Annotated in this window: 20 protein-coding genes; 10 read left to right on the top strand and 10 right to left on the bottom strand. The window is 35.4% G+C overall.

The genetic code is table 11. The features are described from left to right. Positions 1-20: 20 nt before the first annotated feature. Positions 21-998: an alpha-ketoacid dehydrogenase subunit beta gene (locus Q8X41_RS16715; RefSeq protein WP_397537373.1), complete on the bottom strand. Its 978-nt coding sequence runs from the start codon at positions 996-998 to the stop codon at positions 21-23. A 3-nt stretch (positions 999-1001) separates the two neighbouring features. After that, positions 1002-2117, bottom strand: a complete 1116-nt coding sequence (pdhA, locus tag Q8X41_RS16710; protein ID WP_397537372.1) for a pyruvate dehydrogenase (acetyl-transferring) E1 component subunit alpha — start codon at positions 2115-2117, stop codon at positions 1002-1004. 353 nt (positions 2118-2470) lie between these two features. On the opposite strand from pdhA, the gene def reads away from it, so the two are divergent. After that, complete coding sequence (def, locus tag Q8X41_RS16705; protein ID WP_397537371.1) at positions 2471-3025, top strand: peptide deformylase; 555 nt, start codon at positions 2471-2473, stop codon at positions 3023-3025. Between the two features lie 61 nt (positions 3026-3086). Here def and Q8X41_RS16700 read toward each other — a convergent pair whose 3' ends face one another. Further along, positions 3087-3860: a Cof-type HAD-IIB family hydrolase gene (locus Q8X41_RS16700; RefSeq protein ID WP_397537370.1), complete on the bottom strand. Its 774-nt coding sequence runs from the start codon at positions 3858-3860 to the stop codon at positions 3087-3089. Positions 3861-4139: 279 nt separating this feature from the next. Here Q8X41_RS16700 and Q8X41_RS16695 point away from each other — a divergent pair, with 279 nt between their 5' ends. Both Q8X41_RS16695 and rnjA read left to right on the top strand, forming a co-directional pair. Further along, complete coding sequence (locus Q8X41_RS16695; protein WP_397537369.1) at positions 4140-4349, top strand: DNA-dependent RNA polymerase subunit epsilon; 210 nt, start codon at positions 4140-4142, stop codon at positions 4347-4349. Positions 4350-4353: 4 nt separating this feature from the next. Next, complete coding sequence (gene rnjA, locus Q8X41_RS16690; RefSeq protein WP_397537368.1) at positions 4354-6021, top strand: ribonuclease J1; 1668 nt, start codon at positions 4354-4356, stop codon at positions 6019-6021. Between the two features lie 200 nt (positions 6022-6221). Here rnjA and Q8X41_RS16685 read toward each other — a convergent pair whose 3' ends face one another. The 7 genes from Q8X41_RS16685 to aceA all read right to left on the bottom strand — a co-directional run bounded on the left by Q8X41_RS16685 (position 6222) and on the right by aceA (position 12000). Next, positions 6222-6881: a potassium channel family protein gene (locus Q8X41_RS16685; RefSeq protein WP_397537367.1), complete on the bottom strand. Its 660-nt coding sequence runs from the start codon at positions 6879-6881 to the stop codon at positions 6222-6224. Positions 6882-7034: 153 nt separating this feature from the next. Next, positions 7035-7487: a TlpA disulfide reductase family protein gene (locus Q8X41_RS16680; protein ID WP_397537366.1), complete on the bottom strand. Its 453-nt coding sequence runs from the start codon at positions 7485-7487 to the stop codon at positions 7035-7037. A 103-nt stretch (positions 7488-7590) separates the two neighbouring features. Continuing rightward, positions 7591-8139 (bottom strand): peroxiredoxin, encoded by a 549-nt coding sequence (locus tag Q8X41_RS16675; RefSeq protein WP_397537365.1) that lies wholly within the window; start codon positions 8137-8139, stop codon positions 7591-7593. A 213-nt stretch (positions 8140-8352) separates the two neighbouring features. Further along, on the bottom strand, positions 8353-8589 hold the full coding sequence (locus tag Q8X41_RS16670) for a hypothetical protein (protein WP_397537364.1): 237 nt from the start codon (positions 8587-8589) through the stop codon (positions 8353-8355). Positions 8590-8786: 197 nt separating this feature from the next. Further along, on the bottom strand, positions 8787-8909 hold the full coding sequence (locus tag Q8X41_RS16665; protein ID WP_397537363.1) for a YhfH family protein: 123 nt from the start codon (positions 8907-8909) through the stop codon (positions 8787-8789). A gap of 49 nt (positions 8910-8958) precedes the next feature. Further along, entirely contained in the window at positions 8959-10563 is a 1605-nt protein-coding gene (gene aceB / locus Q8X41_RS16660; RefSeq protein WP_397537362.1) for a malate synthase A, read from the bottom strand. 153 nt (positions 10564-10716) lie between these two features. Then, positions 10717-12000, bottom strand: a complete 1284-nt coding sequence (gene aceA, locus Q8X41_RS16655) for an isocitrate lyase (protein ID WP_397537361.1) — start codon at positions 11998-12000, stop codon at positions 10717-10719. A 221-nt stretch (positions 12001-12221) separates the two neighbouring features. On the opposite strand from aceA, the gene Q8X41_RS16650 reads away from it, so the two are divergent. The 7 genes from Q8X41_RS16650 to Q8X41_RS16620 all read left to right on the top strand — a co-directional run bounded on the left by Q8X41_RS16650 (position 12222) and on the right by Q8X41_RS16620 (position 19318). Next, on the top strand, positions 12222-12893 hold the full coding sequence (locus Q8X41_RS16650) for a LytTR family DNA-binding domain-containing protein (protein WP_397537360.1): 672 nt from the start codon (positions 12222-12224) through the stop codon (positions 12891-12893). Between the two features lie 585 nt (positions 12894-13478). Continuing rightward, a complete protein-coding gene (locus Q8X41_RS16645) occupies positions 13479-14021 on the top strand; it encodes a helix-turn-helix domain-containing protein (protein WP_397537359.1) in 543 nt (180 codons plus the stop codon). A 16-nt stretch (positions 14022-14037) separates the two neighbouring features. Next, positions 14038-15141, top strand: coding sequence for an ABC transporter ATP-binding protein (locus Q8X41_RS16640; protein ID WP_397537358.1), 1104 nt, complete (start codon positions 14038-14040; stop codon positions 15139-15141). Next, positions 15134-15955, top strand: a complete 822-nt coding sequence (locus tag Q8X41_RS16635; protein ID WP_397537357.1) for an ABC transporter permease — start codon at positions 15134-15136, stop codon at positions 15953-15955. Before Q8X41_RS16640 ends, Q8X41_RS16635 begins: the two co-directional genes overlap by 8 nt. Further along, the gene (locus Q8X41_RS16630) at positions 15939-16733 is read left to right on the top strand and encodes an ABC transporter permease (RefSeq protein ID WP_397537356.1); all 795 of its coding nucleotides are present in this window, start codon (positions 15939-15941) and stop codon (positions 16731-16733) included. The genes Q8X41_RS16635 and Q8X41_RS16630 overlap by 17 nt, the downstream gene beginning before the upstream one ends. Then, positions 16730-17803, top strand: coding sequence for a PotD/PotF family extracellular solute-binding protein (locus Q8X41_RS16625; protein ID WP_397537355.1), 1074 nt, complete (start codon positions 16730-16732; stop codon positions 17801-17803). Before Q8X41_RS16630 ends, Q8X41_RS16625 begins: the two co-directional genes overlap by 4 nt. Positions 17804-18148: 345 nt before the next feature. Then, complete coding sequence (locus Q8X41_RS16620; protein WP_397537354.1) at positions 18149-19318, top strand: MFS transporter; 1170 nt, start codon at positions 18149-18151, stop codon at positions 19316-19318. Positions 19319-19350: the final 32 nt, after the last annotated feature.

Here is a 19350-nt window from a genome sequence, read left to right as displayed (position 1 = left end):
CTCCTTTGTGTAAGTAAAAATTAAAACTCTAAAACTTTTTTAGCTGTTGCAACAATATCTTTTGAGTTTGGTAACCACACAGCTTCTGCTTGCGGGAATGGATATACAGTATCTGGTGCTGTTACTCGAAGAACTGGTGCTTCAAGGCTTAAAATAGCACGTTCTGTAATTTCACTAACTACATTTGCTGCAATACCTGCTTGTTTTTGAGCTTCTTGTACAACGATTGCTCGCCCTGTTTTTTCTACAGAAGCAATAATTGTTTCAATATCTAATGGTTGAATTGTACGTAAATCAACAACTTCTACTGAATAATTTTCTTTTTCTAATGCTTCAGCAGCTTTTAATGATTCATGCACCATTGCGCCGTAAGCAAAAATAGAAAGATCTTTACCTTCACGTTTTACATCTGCTTTTCCAAGAGGAATTGTGTAAGATTCTTCTGGTACCTCTTCACGGAATGAACGATAAAGTTTTAAGTGCTCTAAAAATACGACTGGGTCATTATCACGAATTGATGAAATTAAAAGACCTTTCGCATCATAAGGAGTTGATGGAACAACTACTTTTAAACCTGGTTGTGATGTTACTAAACCTTCTAAACTATCTGAGTGCATTTCAGGTGTATGTACACCACCGCCGAATGGTGAGCGGATTGTAACAGGTGCTCCAAGACTACCTCCCGAACGATATCGCATACGTGCTAATTGTCCGCAAATTGAGTCCATTACTTCATATACGAAGCCGAAGAATTGAATTTCAGGAATTGGGCGGAATCCTTGCAAGGCAAGACCAATTGCAAGACCACCGATACCAGATTCAGCAAGAGGTGTATCGAATACACGATCCTCACCAAATTCTTTTTGAAGACCTTCAGTAGCACGGAAAACCCCTCCGTTAACACCTACGTCTTCACCGAATAATAGCACTTTTTCGTCATCTTTTAATTCACAACGAAGTGCGTCTGTAATTGCTTGAATCATTGTCATTTGTGCCATCGGTTACTTCGACTCCTTCTCTGTGTAGATTTCATATTGTTCTTGTAGGTTATATGGTAAATCGCCATCATTCATATTTCGGATAAGATCTGTAACTTTTTGTTTTGGTGCTTCATCCGCTTTTTTGATAGCAGCTTTAATTTCTTCTTTCGCTTTTTCAATCACTTCAGCTTCTTTTTCTTGACTCCATAATCCTTTTGCTTCAAGGAAATTACGGAAACGAACGATTGGGTCTTTCTTTTCCCATTGAGAATCAGTTTCTGAAGTACGGTAACGTGTTGGATCATCGCCCGCCATTGTATGTGGACCATAACGGTAACATACCGTTTCAATTAATGATGGGCCTTCGCCTGCGATTGCACGTTTACGAGCATCACGAGTTGCTACATAAACTGCTAATGGATCCATACCATCTACTTGAATACTTGGTATGCCTGCTGCAATCCCTTTTTGAGCGATTGTTGAAGCAGCTGTTTGTAATTCTCGTGGTGTAGAAATTGCGTATTGGTTGTTTTGTACAATGAAAATTGCTGGTGATTTGAAAGCACCTGCAAAGTTAATTCCTTCGTAGAAATCACCTTGTGATGAACCACCATCACCTGTATATGTTACGGCTACTGCCTTTTTACCGCGTTTTTGAATACCTAGTGCAACACCCGCAGCTTGAACGTATTGAGCACCAATAATAATTTGTGGTGAAAGTACATTCACATCTTCAGGAATTTGACCGCCTACAAAATGTCCACGAGACCATAGGAACGCTTTCCAAAGTGGAAGACCGTGCCACACGATTTGTGGTACATCTCGGTAACCAGGTAGAATATAATCTTCTTTTTCAAGAGCATAATGTGAAGCGATTTGAGAAGCTTCTTGACCAGCAGTTGGTGCGTAGAATCCTAGACGTCCTTGACGGTTTAATGAGATGGAACGTTGATCTAAAATACGAGTAAAGACCATACGACTCATTAATTCTACCAATTCTTCATCCGATAACTGTAGGTCTACCTCCTCGTTTACGATTTCCCCTTTTTCGTTTAAAATCTGGAACATTTCAAATTTCTCTTCGATCTCGTGTAAATTAGCTACTGGATCGAATTGTTGAGCTTGTTTAGAAGCCATGTTATCACATCTCCTTCATATCTGTATTATAATCTTATTACATAATTAGTAATACAACAACTATTATTTACAGTATACTGAATAATAATTTCTCGGTCAATCCTAGCATTCATAATAATTAAATTATGTTATTACAAACCTTATTCAATTGCTGTATTATATAGTTTTTGTAATCTGTAATATAAAACAGTGGCACTTTTCCGTTCTTTACTAGCACAGTTTTTACAACTTTAATTATTACCTTTTCTTTCGTTTCTAAAACAATCTTTTCTTCTTAATTAATTTCTTTTCGTTGAATGAACAGTTTTGTACGTTATAATGAATTAGGAACTTTTTTTGAAAGGAAGAGTACAATGATTTTAATGCACGATATTATTCGAGATGGTCATCCAACATTACGCGCAGTTGCAAAAGAGATGACTTTTCCTCTAACAATAGAAGAAAAAAAGTTTGGTGAAGATTTACTTCAATTTTTAATTAATAGCCAAGACCCTGAAATTGCAGATAAACACGGATTACGTTCTGGAATTGGTATTGCAGCACCACAAGTTAATGTATCTAAAAGAATGTTTGCATTACATTTACCAGATCCTAAAGGAAAACAAATTAGTATGGTCGTTGTCAATCCGAAAATCGTCAGCCACTCAGTTGAAGGATCTTATGTATCCGTTGGAGAAGGTTGCCTATCTGTTGACCGTGATGTACCTGGTTATGTACCACGTCATGCACGTATTACAGTAAAATTCTTTACTCTCGATGGAGAAGAAAAGAAAATGCGATTAAAAGGCTTACCTGCTATTGCATTCCAACATGAATTAGACCACTTGAATGGAATTATGTTCTACGATCATATTAATATGGCCAACCCATTCGCAGAAATTCCAAATGCAAGTCCATTAGAAGATTAAATAATAAAAAGCTGTTCAATCCATTACGTAAAATATGGATTGAACAGCTTTTTCTATTTTTTTAACATAATCCTAACTTTCTCATAGCTTTTGATAGACCATCATCATCAACATGGTCTGTCACAAATGTGGCTACTTCTTTCGCCTTTTCATGACCATTTCCCATAGCTACGCTTGTTCCCACAGCTTTTAACATTTCAATGTCATTAAGACCGTCACCAAAAGCAATCGCATCTGTTATATCGAAATCCGTATGATTTAAGAACTGTTTTATACCATACGCTTTCGATACATCGTGATTAATAACATCTACTGAATATTCATGCCAGCGGATTAGTTTTAACTCTGGATATAATGTCGCATATTGCTTTTCTTCTTCTTCATCAACATATAACAAGATCTGATAAGTATCTGAGTGCTTATAATATTCTTCATTAGCTTCTGGCATTGGATAAAATAATGAGTCCATGCTTACCCGTACTTTTGGGTTATCTTTTGTTGCTGAAGTCATTTTTAAATGGTCTAAATAGACAATCGGACTATTTTCGTGTGTTGCTTGAGCTACTAGTCTTTCAACTGTTTTGATTGGAATAGGACGCTTGGATATAACACGCCCTTTATAAACGACATATTGTCCATTAAAGCTAATATATGAGTTTAAACCAAGTTCATCTAAAACAGGTTTTAAAAAGAAAGGAGAACGACCAGTTGCAATTGCCACCTCATGCCCATTTTCTTTTGCCTGCTGAATCGCTTTATACGTTGACTTTGGAAGCTTCTTTTCCGAATCATACAGTGTTCCATCAATATCAAAAAACAATATTTTCTTTTTCATACTTATTACAAACCTTCTTTCTATAATTTAACTGTTAAGTAAATCATCTTTACATTTATTGGTTAATTTAGTATAATAACTTTAAGGAGTGATACGCCATGTTCAAACGTCTTAAAAAACAATTGTTAAAAAGGCTTCGTGGCTTACTCGAGAAAAAATCGATCGCTTAAAGTTACTTTGCCCTTCATATTTTGGAGGGCTTTTCTTTATTTTAGTTTACCTACATGATAATATAAAGAAAATGCAATTATTTTGAACGTATTAAAGGAGAGCAAAAAAATGATTTACAAAGTTTATTACCAAGAAAATGTGCTTGAAGTACCAGTTCGCGAAAATACTAAAAGCTTATACCTTGAAGCTGAGGACGTACGTGAAGTACGTGAAAGACTTCAAGGCCGTGGTTACAACATCGAATTTATTCAATTGCTTGAAGGAAACTATTTAGAATACGAACAAGCAAGTGAAAATTATAAATTGGAGAATCTCTAATTTAATGAAGTTTGTAAAAAATGACCAAACTGCGGTTTTCGCACTCGGCGGACTGGGCGAAATCGGCAAAAATACGTATGCAGTTCAATTCCAAGATGAAATTATCTTAATTGATGCAGGTATTAAATTCCCTGAAGATGATCTTCTAGGAATCGATTATGTAATCCCTGATTACACTTATCTTGTAAGAAATGTCGATAAAATTAAAGGTCTTTTTATTACTCATGGTCACGAAGACCATATTGGTGGTATTCCATATTTACTTCGCCAAATTAACATTCCTGTTTATGGTGGTAAATTAGCTCTTGGATTGTTACGCAACAAATTGGATGAGCATGGTTTACTTCGCCAAACAAAACTTATTGAAATTAATGAAGATGACGTGATTAAATTCCGTAAAACTTCTGTTAGTTTCTTTAGAACAACACATAGTATACCGGATGCATTCGGCATTGTTGTGAAAACACCCCCTGGTAATATCGTGCATACTGGTGACTTCAAATTTGATTTCACTCCAGTTGGGGAACCAGCTAACTTAACGAAAATGGCTGAAATCGGTCGTGATGGCGTTCTTTGCTTATTGTCAGATAGTACAAACGCTGAACGTCCAGAATTTACAATGTCTGAACGTAAAGTTGGGGAAAGTATCGATGAAATTCTTCGTAATGTAGAATCACGTATTATTTTCGCAACATTTGCTTCTAATATTCACAGATTAAAACAAGTTACAGACGCAGCGGCTAAACATGGCCGTAAAGTAGCTGTTTTTGGTCGAAGCATGGATAATGCAATCAATATCGGTCGCGAATTAGGATATATTACTGCACCTAAAGAAACATTCGTTGATGCACAAACTTTAAATCGCTTACCTGCAAACGAAGTTATGATTTTATGTACTGGTAGCCAAGGTGAACCGATGGCAGCACTTTCTCGTATTGCTAATGGTACACATCGTCAAATTCAAATTCAACCTGGCGATACAGTTGTATTCTCATCTTCACCAATTCCTGGTAATACAATAAGTGTGAACAAAACAATTAACTTGTTATACCGTGCAGGGGCTGAAGTTATTCATGGTTCATTAAATAACATCCACACTTCAGGTCATGGATCTCAACAAGAGCAAAAGCTAATGTTACGTTTAATTAAACCAAAATTCTTCATGCCAATTCACGGTGAATATCGTATGTTGCGTATGCATGCAGGTTTAGCTGAAGATTGTGATGTTGATCTTAATAATACTTTTATCATGGAAAATGGTGAAGTACTTGCTCTAAGTTCTAATGAAGCACATGTTGCTGGTCGTATCCCTTCAGGTTCTGTGTATATCGATGGTAACGGCATAGGAGATATCGGTAATATTGTATTACGTGATCGTCGTATCCTATCAGAAGAAGGTCTTGTCATCGTTGTAGTAAGCGTGGATATGGAACAACAAAAAATGGTTGCTGGTCCAGATATTATCTCACGTGGTTTCGTTTATATGCGAGAATCAGGTATGATGATAAACGAAGCACAACAAATGCTAAATAAGCATTTACAACAAACATTGCACGAAAAGACACCTCAATGGTCAGAGTTGAAAAACGAAATCACGGATGTCTTAGGACCATACTTATTCGAAAAAACAAAACGACGTCCAATGATATTGCCAATCATTATGGAAGTTTGATATCTATATAATAAAAATCCCAACATTCTAGAATGTTGGGATTTTTATTTACACAATATATTTTATTATTCAGCTCTAGATAGAATTTAAGTCAACCCAAAATACGATACTTACCATTTCTAATATACTTAAATTTTCTAGAAACAAGTAAGAAAGTATCGTGAAAATGAATTTGTAGTAGGTTTGTTTTCTAGCCCCATCTAATTCAGCATCTTCTTCTCAAACCGACTAATATCTGCATCTGCTCCAATAACAATTAATATATCACCTTCAAGAATTAATTCATCAGCCTGTGGTGAAACAATAATTTCTTTTTCTCGTTTAATCGCTACAATGTTAACACCATAGCGTGCACGGATATCTAATCCAATAATCGTATGCCCCTCTAAAAGATCATTTGCCTTAATTTCCATAATAGAATGTTCATCTGAAAGTTCCAAATAATCAAGTACATTATTGGACATCATATTATTAGCAATTCGGATCCCCATATCTCGTTCTGGATGTACTACGTGGTCTGCTCCTATTTTACGAAGCACTTTTTCATGATAATCATTCTGTGCTTTTACAGTAATTTTCTGTACACCTATTTCTTTCAACATCAATGTTGTTAAAATACTAGATTGAATGTCATCTCCTATTGCCACGATGACATGTTCAAAATTTCGAATCCCTAATGACTTTAAAACAGACTCATCTGTTGTATCAGCTACAACAGATTGGGTGGCAATTGCTGCAAATTCATCGACACGTTCTGGATGCTTATCAATGGCCATTACTTCTGCACCTTGATTTACAAGTTCATTGACTATACTACCTCCAAAACGACCTAATCCGATAACAACAAATTCTTTTTTCATGCTAAATACCTCCGATTCCGTCGCTTTATCTTCATCTATTTTAACAGACAATTTCCTTTTTGGCTGTTAAAAGTTATCTAGTATCATTAGCCGCTTTTGCCTATAAATAAAAAAGATTGCTCGTTATAGAGCAACCTTTAATAAGTATGAAGATTAAGCATTACGTACTTCGTCAAGAACACGGTTAACACGTTTTTCAAGCATTTTCATGCCACTTCCACCTGCTTGGAAGTGACGAAGTTTACCTTCTTTATCAAATACATAATATGCAGGTACATATTGATTTTCAAAAGTATCGGTAAGTTTCATTTGACTATCTACGAAAATTGGTTGAGTAATTCCATGTTCTGCAGCCACATCTTTAATTTCTTGAAGATCTAAGTCTTTATCAGAACGTGGCATATGAACAGCTACTACATTAAGTTCGTCTTTATATTTATCACGGAAATTATTAACTTCTGGCATTGCTTCTTTACATAAATGGCAGCTAATTGACCAGAAGTGAATTAATGTAGGTTTTTCGCCAACTAAGTCAGCTTTAGAAACTTGGCCGTTTAACCATGCTGTTTCTCCTTCTAATTCAGGCATATCTGAACGTAATTTCATAATTTTCCACCCCATAATTTAATAATGTATGTTGTTACTATATGCATTTTTTTAAAAAAGGACCTAACAATATGTTAGGCCCTTGACTTTCTTACTATAGGAATTAACCTTTTAGTAGAGCATCGCCTGGGTGCCAGTTTGCTGGGCAAAGACCACCAGTTTGTAATGCTTGAAGTACGCGTAATACTTCATCTACGTCACGACCAATGTTGTTGTGGTGAACAACTTGGTATTGTAATTCGCCTTCAGGGTTGATAATGAATAGACCACGTAGTGCTACGCCTTCTTCTTCAATAAGAACACCGTATTCTTTAGCAACTGATTGGTTATGGTCCGCTGCTAATGCATAGTTTAATTGACCAATACCGTTATCAGTACGATCTTGGTTAATCCATGCTAAGTGAGTGTGGATTGTATCAGTTGATACACCAATTACTTCTGCATCAAGATCTTCGAACTCGTCGAAACGATCTGACATTGCAGTGATTTCAGTTGGGCAAACAAATGTGAAGTCCATTGGATAGAAGAAAAGAACTGTCCATTTGTCGTTTTTCATATTTTCTTCAAGACTAACTTTACCAAACTCTTTGTTTGGCATTACTGCATCCATTTCAAAGCGTGGAGCTTGTTTTGCTACCATACGTTCTGCCATGATAAATCCCTCCATAAGTAAATATTTTATAAATGTATGTAGCTCCATATGCTACAATCCATTTATTACGATAACAAATACATCTATTGAAAGCAAAGAATTCAACTTACAAATTGTTCGTTGTTTAGTTATAATGTGACAATTTATCAACTTTTGAAATATTTTCAAACACTCCCCAAAGAGCAAAATAGTTGATAAGACAAAATTAGATTTTTACTCATCAAATGGCTTTTGTGGACGTTGACGGCAATCCTTCTCAGAATTAATGTCGTTTCTGGCTAAATCCCGCCATTCATTACATCTCGCACAAAAATTTGTATCAAATTCTTCATTATAACGTAATAATGAAAAACATTTATAGCAATAATCTTGTAATTCATCCGTCCTAATAAACTTTCCGTTAATAGCTAAAAATGTCCCCAAATATTTGTGTTTAGGCTGTTTTTTCATTGAAGTTTTCTGTCCTCTCAAAATAATGTACCTTATCAACGTTCTGAATTCTCGTTTAGTTCATTTCAATATCATTATGTACCTATAATATATCTAACGACAACAAATTACATAATAAAAAACAATGGATCACTTCTTTTTAGCAAGAGCAATCCATTGTTTTTGGGTTTGTGTATGTTGAATTTAAGTTGATTTGCCTATTCTTCTTTAGAGCCCAGGCAGCGTTCACATTCATATAACGCAGATTCGACTTGCTCCACAATTTCACACCCGCATTCTGTACAAAGTTTTGGATATTTTTCATTTTGTTCGTTTTGCATAAAGATCTCCTCCTAATTATAGATAATGTTTTGCTACCATGACTTTGTATTAAGATATATGTTGGTAGCTTGGTATCGTTAAGAATTCTTCAAATTCTTCTTGTAATGTTAAATTCATAAAAATTTCAGCAGCTTCTTCAAAGCGACCAGTTGAGAAGTTTTCTTCCCCTACTTGTTCAGCAATTTTTTGTAATTCTTGTTTCAACACCTCTTTGAATAAGGCTACATCAATCTTTTGGCCATCTTCTAATTTACCCTCAGGATGTCGAATCCATTGCCATACCTGTGTACGTGAAATTTCTGCTGTTGCAGCATCTTCCATCATATTATTGATTGGAGCAGCGCCATTCCCTCGTAGCCAAGAAGCAATATATTGCACCCCCACACTACAGTTAATACGTAAACCATCTTCAGTAATCGTACCTTGTGGAACTTCTAGTAAATTTTCAGCAGTAACATGCACATCTTCACGTTTACGTTCAATTTGATTTGGATTTTTCATATGCAGATCAAATTGTTCCATTGCAACAGGTACTAATCCTGGGTGTGCTACCCATGTTCCATCGTGTCCATCTGTCGCTTCACGGCGTTTATCCTCTCGAACTTTTTCGAAAGCAATTTCATTTGCCTGTGGATCATCTTTAATAGGAATTTGAGCAGCCATTCCCCCTATTGCAGGTGCATTTCGCTTATGACAAGTTTGAATACACAATTGTGTATACGCTCTCATAAATGGGGATGTCATCGTCACTTGGCCTCGATCCGGTAAAATAACATCTGAATGATTACGTAATCGTTTGATATAGCTAAAAATATAATCCCAACGACCACAGTTTAAACCAGCTGAATGTTCTTTTAACTCATATAAAATCTCATCCATTTCGAAAGCCGCAGGAATCGTTTCAATTAAAACGGTGGCTTTAATCGTCCCTTGTGGAATTCCTAGATAATCTTGTGAGTAGACAAAGATATCATTCCATAGTCTAGCTTCTAAATGACTCTCTAATTTTGGTAAATAGAAATACGGCCCTGAACCTCTTGCAATTAATTCTTTTGCATTATGGAATAAAAATAAACCGAAGTCAAAAAGGCTTCCAGACATAGGCTCACCATTTACTTCTACATTTCTTTCTATTAAGTGGAACCCTCGTGGACGAACTAATAATGTAGCTGTTTCATTATTTAAGCTATATACTTTGCCATTTGAAGATTGAGTGAAGGAAATGATTTTACGGACTGCATCATACATATTGATTTGCCCTTCAATCATATTCTCCCAAGTTGGGGAAGTTGCATCTTCAAAACATGCCATAAACATTTTTGCTCCAGAATTTAATGCATTAATGACCATTTTACGCGTTACAGGTCCTGTAATTTCAACACGACGGTCTTGTAAATCTTCAGGTAACGGGGCAATTGTCCAATCCTCTTCTCGGATTGACTTCGTTTCATCTAAAAAATTTAAAGAAGCACCCTCATCTAATTGTTTTTGACGAACCTCTCTTCGTTCTAATAAAGCTTTTCTTCGATCGTTAAATTGCTGTTGTAATGATGCGATAAATTGTAATGCATCTGGAGTTAATATTTGCTCAGTTGATGCATTTTGTGAACCTAATATTTTAATAGTAGGTGTTGCCGTTTGCTGACTTCCCAAATCGATCATCCTTTCAAATCAACTATGCTGAAGAATAGAGAAGGCTGTTTGTTACTATTTCTTAAAATCAATTAAATCTAGTTTTTGTGTAAGCGATTTAAAAGATAAATAGGTCTGAACTAGAAATAGGTACAAACAGCCGTAATATATTAATTAGATAAATTGTGCAGTTTCTGTAGAGCCTTTCATAGCTGTTGTTGAAGAAGTTCCACCTGAAATAACTTGTGATACTTCATCAAAGTAGCCAGTACCTACTTCACGTTGATGCTTTGTAGCTGTATAGCCTTTTTCTTCACTCGCAAATTCTTCTTGTTGTAATTTAGAGTACGCAGCCATACCGTTATCTTTGTAATCATGAGCCAATTTGAACATGCTGTGATTTAGTGCATGGAAACCAGCTAAAGTAACGAATTGGAATTTGTAACCCATTTTACCAAGTTCAACTTGATATTTTGCAATTGTTTCATCATCTAAATTTGCTTTCCAGTTGAATGATGGAGAGCAATTATAAGCCAATAGCTTACCTGGGAATTGAGCATGAATTGCATCTGCAAATTTCTTTGCCTCTTCTAAATCTGGTTTAGATGTTTCACACCAAACTAAATCCGCATATGGTGCATAAGATAAACCACGAGCAATCGCTTGATCGATTCCAGCTTTTGTACGGAAGAATCCTTCTGGTGTGCGTTCTCCAGTGATGAATTCTGCATCACGTGGATCAATATCGCTAGTTACCATATCAGCTGCATCTGCATCTGTACGTGCAATTAAAATAGTTGGTACACCGGATACGTCAGCTGCAAGTCGTGCTGCTACTAAATTACGAATTGCATTTTGAGTTGGTAATAACACCTTACCACCTAAGTGACCACATTTTTTCTCTGATGCTAATTGGTCTTCTAAGTGAACACCAGCAGCACCTGCTTCAATCATACCTTTAATCAATTCAAAGACATTTAAAGGACCACCAAAACCTGCTTCTGCATCTGCTACGATTGGCGCAAACCAGTCGAAATTGTCTAAGCGACCTTCAGCATGATCAATTTGGTCTGCACGTTGTAGTGCTTGGTTGATTCGTTTAACTACTTGTGGTACAGAGTTTGCAGGATATAAAGATTGATCAGGATACATTTGACCAGAAAGGTTTGCATCTGCAGCTACCTGCCAACCACTTAAGTAAATTGCTTGTAAGCCTGCTTTTACCTGTTGTACTGCTTGATTTCCTGTTAAAGCACCTAATGCATTGATGAAATCTTCTTCATTTAGAGATTTCCACAAACGCGCTGCACCCTTTTCCGCTAAAGTATGTTGAATTTGTACAGAACCACGAAGTTTCACTACTTCTTCAGCAGTAAATGGACGTTCAATCCCTTTCCAACGCTCTTCTGTTGCCCAGCTTTTTTCAAGTTGTTCAATTTGTTGTTGTCTTGTTAACATATACAAACACACCTTCCACTTTGACTTTGTTGAACGCTAGCTTTCTATCTAAAAATACACCCCTACATTTTGTTGCATAACAGCTACCGTTGTTATAAACTAATATACAACAGGCAATGTATTTTGTAATTGTTTTTGGATGAAATACCTTTTTTTTACGATAAATGAATTAATTTCTAAGACGAAGTAAGAATTCAGGATTGGTATAGGAGGAGCATGACATGATACAAAGTACAGAAGTTTTAGCGAAAGAATTAGCCGAACAGTATAGTAATTTATTAGTAGATTGGATACCAAAAGGAGCCTCAATCGCTATAGCTGTAGGCGAAACTTACATCTATTACGAAGTAGGTGCATACGATATTCTTTTAGAAAATGGAAAGAAGTTTAAAAAAGGAAGCATTGCTGATCGTGTTATTAATGAAAGAAAGAAAATTGAAACTGTTATAGATCAGGAACTTTTGGGTATCCCCTATTATGGTATTGGCTACCCTATCGATTTTTTAGGTAAGCCTGCTGCATTAATTGTTATATTGTCTCCAAATCATCCCGAAGCGAAAAGAGACCCTTTTCGTTTTATAACAGGTAAGCAGCAAGACCAGTGGGTACCAATTGCAATTGATAAGATTTCCCATTTTGAAAGCCTTAATAAGAAGAATTGGTTTTATGCGGATAGTGAACAATATAAAATAAATTTGACGCTAAAAGAGCTCGCAAGAAGATTACCAGACTATTTTTTAAGGATTCATCGTTCCTATATTATTAACATTCATGCCATCAGTCGTATCACTCGTGACTTCTCCTCAAATTTAATCATTATTATGAAAGATGGCAATGAACTACCTGTAAGTAATTCTTATTTAAATGAAGTGAAACGAGTTCTAGAGTTTTAACTATTGAAAATAAAAAGGAGTCCTTGGTTGGATTAAAACATAAAGGATTGACTCTAAAAATCATTTATACCAATGTAAAGATAATCTTAAAGATTTTAATATAAAGAATACAAAGGCTCTATTATATAATATTGTTGATTTTTTAATGCATCTTACTTGAGCTAAAGGCGGCGACTCCTGTAAGAAAAAAGCTAGACGAGACCCCACAACGAGATTTTCTCTGCGACGAAGCTAGCGATGAGATGAAGGAGCAAAAGATAAGGCTCGTACGCCACTGAAAGATAGCCTTCACATGTAAAGAAACGGATGAAATATTAACGGTATTGTTAAACAAATTCAATATCAAAAAAGATAGATGAAAGCGGACTATAATCTGCATCATCTATCTTTTTTTGTACTAATTAAAACCGAATAATTTTATTTTCACCAAAAAGGTTGAAAAATATGAGCAATTTTGTATAATAGATAGCGTTTCAGTAAACTAAAAGTTTTGTAAGAGTAAACTTTTGTTACTCCAAGTTGGGCAAAAGTAAACTTAATTAACTGCAAGTTTACGAATAGTAAACAAATTGAGGAGTACAATAGATGCAAATCGGCAAAAAAATTAAACGACTTCGTCTAAAAAAGGACCTTACCCAAGAAGAATTAGGTGAAAGAACAGATTTGAGCAAAGGATATATCTCTCAACTAGAAAGAGATTTAAACTCTCCTTCAATCGAAACACTCTTCGCATTATTAGAAGTCCTTGGTTCAACACCAAAAGAATTCTTTGATGATGATGTTGAAGATCAGAAGGTCGTATACACCGAGGAAGATCACAACATTTATAAAGATGAAGAAAAAAAATATAGTATAGAATGGCTTATTCCAACTTCAAATGAAAAAGAAATTGAGCCTGTCATGATTACTTTCGAAGAACATGGTGAATTCAAACAATTTGAGCCATCTCTATCCGAAACCTTTATATATGTGCTAGAAGGTCGTGTACGACTTGTATTAGGTAAACAATCATTTATTGCAAGAAAAGGAAATACAATCTACTTTGATGCTTCAGATAGTCATCAATTGTTCAATGATTTTGCAGGCAAGACGGAGTTTTTACTTGTCGCAACTGAATCATATTTGTAGCTTAGGAGGACCGTAAATGTCGGAAAATGCAATTATTCACTTTGATAAAGTTTCAAAATCATTTAGCGACGGAACTGTTGTATTGAAGGATATCAGCTTTGAAATGGAACGTGGTAAATTTTATACCTTACTCGGACCTTCAGGCTGCGGTAAAACAACCATTCTACGTCTAATCGCTGGTTTTATGGAACCAACAAGTGGCTCTATTTATTTTAATGGTAAAAAAATTAATAATGTTCCTGCAAATGAGCGACAAGTTAATACTGTATTCCAAGACTATGCACTATTTCCACATTTAAATGTGTTTGAAAATGTAGCATTTGGCTTACGTATTAAGAAAGTAGGCAATGTAGAGATTACGAAGAGAGTAGAAGAAGCATTAAAATTCGTAAACTTAGCCGGCTATAGTCAACGTGAAATCTCAGAAATGTCTGGTGGTCAACGTCAACGTGTTGCGATTGCACGAGCAATTGTCAATGACCCTGAAATCATCCTATTAGATGAACCACTTTCCGCACTAGATTTAAAGCTTCGTACGGAAATGCAATATGAACTTCGTGAATTACAACAACGTTTAGGTAAAACATTTGTCTTCGTCACGCATGACCAAGAAGAAGCACTCGCAATGTCAGATGAAATCTTCGTCTTAAATGAAGGTCATATAGAGCAAAGTGGATCTCCTGTTGATATTTATGATGAACCAATTAATCGCTTTGTAGCTGATTTCGTAGGTGAATCCAATATTGTTCCAGGTACGATGATAAAAGATTTTGAGGTTACATTCACTGGTAAAACCTTTGAATGCGTTGACCAAGGATTAAATCCTAATGAGAAAGTTGACATCGTTATTCGCCCAGAAGATTTAGAAATCACAGATATTGACAAAGGAAAACTTGTCGTTAAAGTAGATACACAACTATTCCGTGGCGTACACTATGAACTTTCTACTTATGATCAGGATGGCAATGAATGGCTTGTTCACTCACTGAAAAAAGCAGATGTTGGTGCAAAAATCGGCTTAGACTTTGATCCAGAAGCAATTCACGTTATGCGATTAAACGAAACTGAAGAAGACTTTGATAGACGATTAGAGTCTTATGGAGAAGAAGACAATGCGTAGAAAAGGGAATTTGCTTTCACTCATCCCTTATTATATTTGGATACTCTTCTTTGTAATTGCACCAATTTTATTAGTGTTCTACTATTCTCTTTTAGATTTACACGGCCATTTTACTTTTGAAAACTATAAGAATTTTTTTACTAGTGTTTATTTAAAAATGACACTAAGCTCATTCTGGTATGCGTTCCTAATTACACTATTCTCATTATTAGTTTCGTATCCAGCCGCTTATTTGATTACGAAAATGAAGCATAAGCAGCTTTGGCTTATATTGATTATTATTCCTTCATGGATAAATCTACTATTAAAAACATACGCATTTATTGGGATTTTCGGGAATAAGGGTCCGATTAATGCATTTGCTAAAGCAATTGGGTTACCAAATCAACAAATTCTATTTACAGACTATGCATTCGTATTTGTTTCTGTATATATCTTTATCCCATTTATGATTTTGCCGATATTCAATGCGCTCGATAAACTAAACCCCGCATTAATTGATGCATCACGTGATTTAGGGGCTTCTAAATTAACAACATTACGCAGGGTAATTATTCCATTGACGATGAATGGTATTAAATCCGGGGTTCAAGCTGTATTTATCCCTTCCCTATCTTTATTCATGATTACTCGATTAATCGCTGGTAACCGTGTTATTACACTCGGTACAGCAATTGAAGAACAATTCTTAACAACGCAAAACTGGGGAATGGGTTCAACAATCGCTGTATTCTTAATTATCTTTATGTTTATCATCATGCTAATCACTGGTGAAAGACAGAAAGGAGCGGCACGTATTGGAAAAACTAAATAAAAGATCGAAACTCTATTTAGCCTTTGTCTTTGTCGTTCTTTACGCACCGATTCTGTATTTAGTATTTTATTCTTTCAACAGTGGCGACTCCATGACGAATTTTAATTCGTTTACTTTTAGCCATTATAAAGATGTTTTCCATGATTCTAGATTAATAGTTATTTTGATTAATACAGTTGTTGTAGCTTTGCTCTCTGCTTTAATCTCAACAATCATTGGGACTCTTGGTTCAATCGGTATCATTGCGATTCGTAACCGCAAACTTCGTAATACACTTTTATCATTAAATAACATTCTGATCGTTAGCCCTGACGTTATTATTGGTGCTTCTTTCTTAATCTTATTTACGATGATTGGGGTTAAATTAGGCTTTATTTCTGTATTACTATCTCATGCAGCATTTAGCATCCCTATCGTTGTTCTAATGGTATTACCTAAACTACAAGAAATGAGTTCTTCACTAATTGATGCAGCACTAGACTTAGGTGCTAGTCGTCGTGATGTATTAACACGTGTTATTTTGCCATTTATCAAACCTGGGATTTTCGCTGGTTTCTTTATGGCATTAACTTACTCTTTAGATGACTTTGCAGTAACTTTCTTCGTTACTGGAAATGGATTTAGTACTTTATCTGTTGAAATTTACTCAATGGCAAGAGCGGGGGTTTCCTTAACAGTTAATGCTATTTCCGGTTTAGTATTCTTTGTTACATTAATTCTTGTATTGGGTTATTACCTTATTACAAATCATCAGACAAGAACGGGGGCTCATAAATGAAATCCTTAGTACGAGCAACCATCGGTATTTTACTTGTGTGCGGCATTCTTATGTATACTGCACACGCTATGGATACAACATCAGGTAAATCTGGTAAAGACATATTAACTGTCTACAACTGGGGAGAATATATCGATCCAGCTTTGCTTAAAAAATTCGAAAAAGAAACAGGCATTCATGTAATATATGAAACATTCGATTCTAATGAAGCAATGATGACGAAAATCGGACAAGGTGGGACAAATTATGATATCGCTGTTCCATCTGAATATACGATTGAGCAAATGAAAGAGCGTCATTTATTGAAGAAAATTGATCAAAGTAAAATTCCAAATTTAAAAAACATTGATCCAGATTTCTTAAACTTGGATTTTGATAAACATAACCAATACTCTATTCCTTATTTTTGGGGTACAGTAGGGATTGTTTATAACCCAAAACTTATAAAAGGTCATAATTTTGATAGTTGGAATGAATTATGGGATCCGACATTAAAAGGTAAAGTAATTTTAGTCGATAGTGCGCGTGAAGTAATGGGTGTTGGATTAAATAGTATGGGTAAATCACTTAACTCAACAGATAGTAATGTGTTAAATGCAGCTACAAATAAATTGATCAAAATGGCACCAAATGTGAAAGCAGTTATTGGCGATGAAGTTACACAAATGATGATTAATGGAGATGCTGAAGTTGCATTAACTTGGTCTGGCCAAGCTGCTGATATGATGAGTGAAAACGAAGATTTAACATACAGCGTTCCTAAAGAAGGATCAAACTTATGGTTTGATAATATGGTTATACCAAAAACTTCCAAAAACTATGAAGGTGCTCTGAAATTCATTAACTTCATGTGTGATCCAAAAGTAGCTGCTCAAAATGCTGAATATGTTGGTTACTCTACACCTAACAAAGCAGCACTTAAATTATTGGATCCTAAAGTGGTAAATGATGAACGCTACTATCCTTCAAAAGAAGTTCGAAATAAACTTCATGTTTATAAAAATTTAGGTAAAGAAAAAATCGGAGAATACAACGAATTATTCTTAAAATTTAAAATGTCTATAAGATAAAATTTAAAGTTCTGCACTAAATCGATAAAGCCATTAAGAATGCACTTAAATTGATGATGTAAATAAGATATTTGAATCAAAAAGAATTCGCGATACCCCTGCGGGAAAGCGAGCCAGGCGAGGAGGCTCGTCGGTTCACCCCCGGAAAGGGAGCGAATTCTTTTTGATTTTATTAATTTTCTATTATTTATTTTATCCATTTATTTTTTAGCCACCCCCCTTTTCAAAATCTCCCTTTTGCATAAAACCTATTTAATTGAATCGCAAACAGACAAGCTATATAATTTAACATAATGTAAATTCAATACTTAGTGAGACGAAATAAATAAGGAGAAACAGAAATAGATGAATAAAAACAATAGATTTGCGCTCATTTTATTAATGTTTGATATATTTATAGCAATGAGTGCCATTGGGTTGATTGTGCCTATTATGCCCAGTTATTTAAAAGAATTTGGTGCTAAGGGAGAAGAGCTTGGCTTTTTAATTGCCATAATTGCCTTTGCACAATTCATTTTTTCTCCAATCGCAGGAAGCTTATCGGACCGATTAGGCCGAAAGAAACTAATTGTTTTTGGATTGATTTTAAATGGCATAAGTCAAATATTATTCGGTATATCCAACCATTTATGGGAACTGTTTGTTTTACGTTTTTTAACAGGTATGGGTGCTGCCTTTATCACACCACCCATTATGGCGTATACGGCAGATATTACAACACTTGAAGAACGCGGAAAAGCAATGGGTTTAATTGGTGCAGCCATTTCCTTTGGTTTTATGATTGGACCTGGTATTGGTGGAGCCCTTTCAAATGTTAGTATTCACTTTCCTTTCATTGTAGCTGGTAGTGCTGCAATCTCTGCAGGGATATTTTCGTTACTATTTTTACCCAACGTGAAACCTACCGTTGTTGACAAGCCAACTGGCAATAATATCATCAAAGAAATGATTCGTTCAATTAAGACACCTTATTTTGTGCTTTTGATTGTTGTTCTTGTATTCTCATTTGGAATCGCAAATTTCCAAGCGACTTTATCTATGTTTGTAACATATAAATTCGATTACACTCCGAATGATATCGCCATCATCATGACTGTCGGTGGTTTTGTAGGCGTTATCGTTCAAGGTGTGTTACTTAACCGTTTGTTCAAGCGTTTTGGTGAAATGAACATTATCTTAGTAAGTCTTATTTTTGCAGCTATCTCAATGCTTGGCATGATTTTCGTTAGCAGTTACTTTACAATCCTATTCGTAACAACCATATTCCAAACAACAACTACCTTGATAAGACCCGCAGTAAATACACTTATTTCAAAAGTCGCGGGGAATGAGCAAGGATATGCTGCAGGGATGAATAATGCTTATATGAGCCTAGGTAATATGATTGGTCCAGCATTAGCAGGGGTACTATTGGATTGGCATTTGAATCTTCCATTTGTACTTGGTACCGTCATCTTAATTGGATGTTTCCTTATTACCTTCATTTGGAACAAAAAGTCTTTTGCAGCTCATTAATCTAGATATTAAAAATTCGACACGCTCCAAAA

This window comes from Rummeliibacillus pycnus, from assembly GCF_044359855.1.
GTDB lineage: Bacteria > Bacillota > Bacilli > Bacillales_A > Planococcaceae > Rummeliibacillus > Rummeliibacillus pycnus_A.
This window is presented reverse-complemented; position numbering and strand designations above follow the sequence as displayed.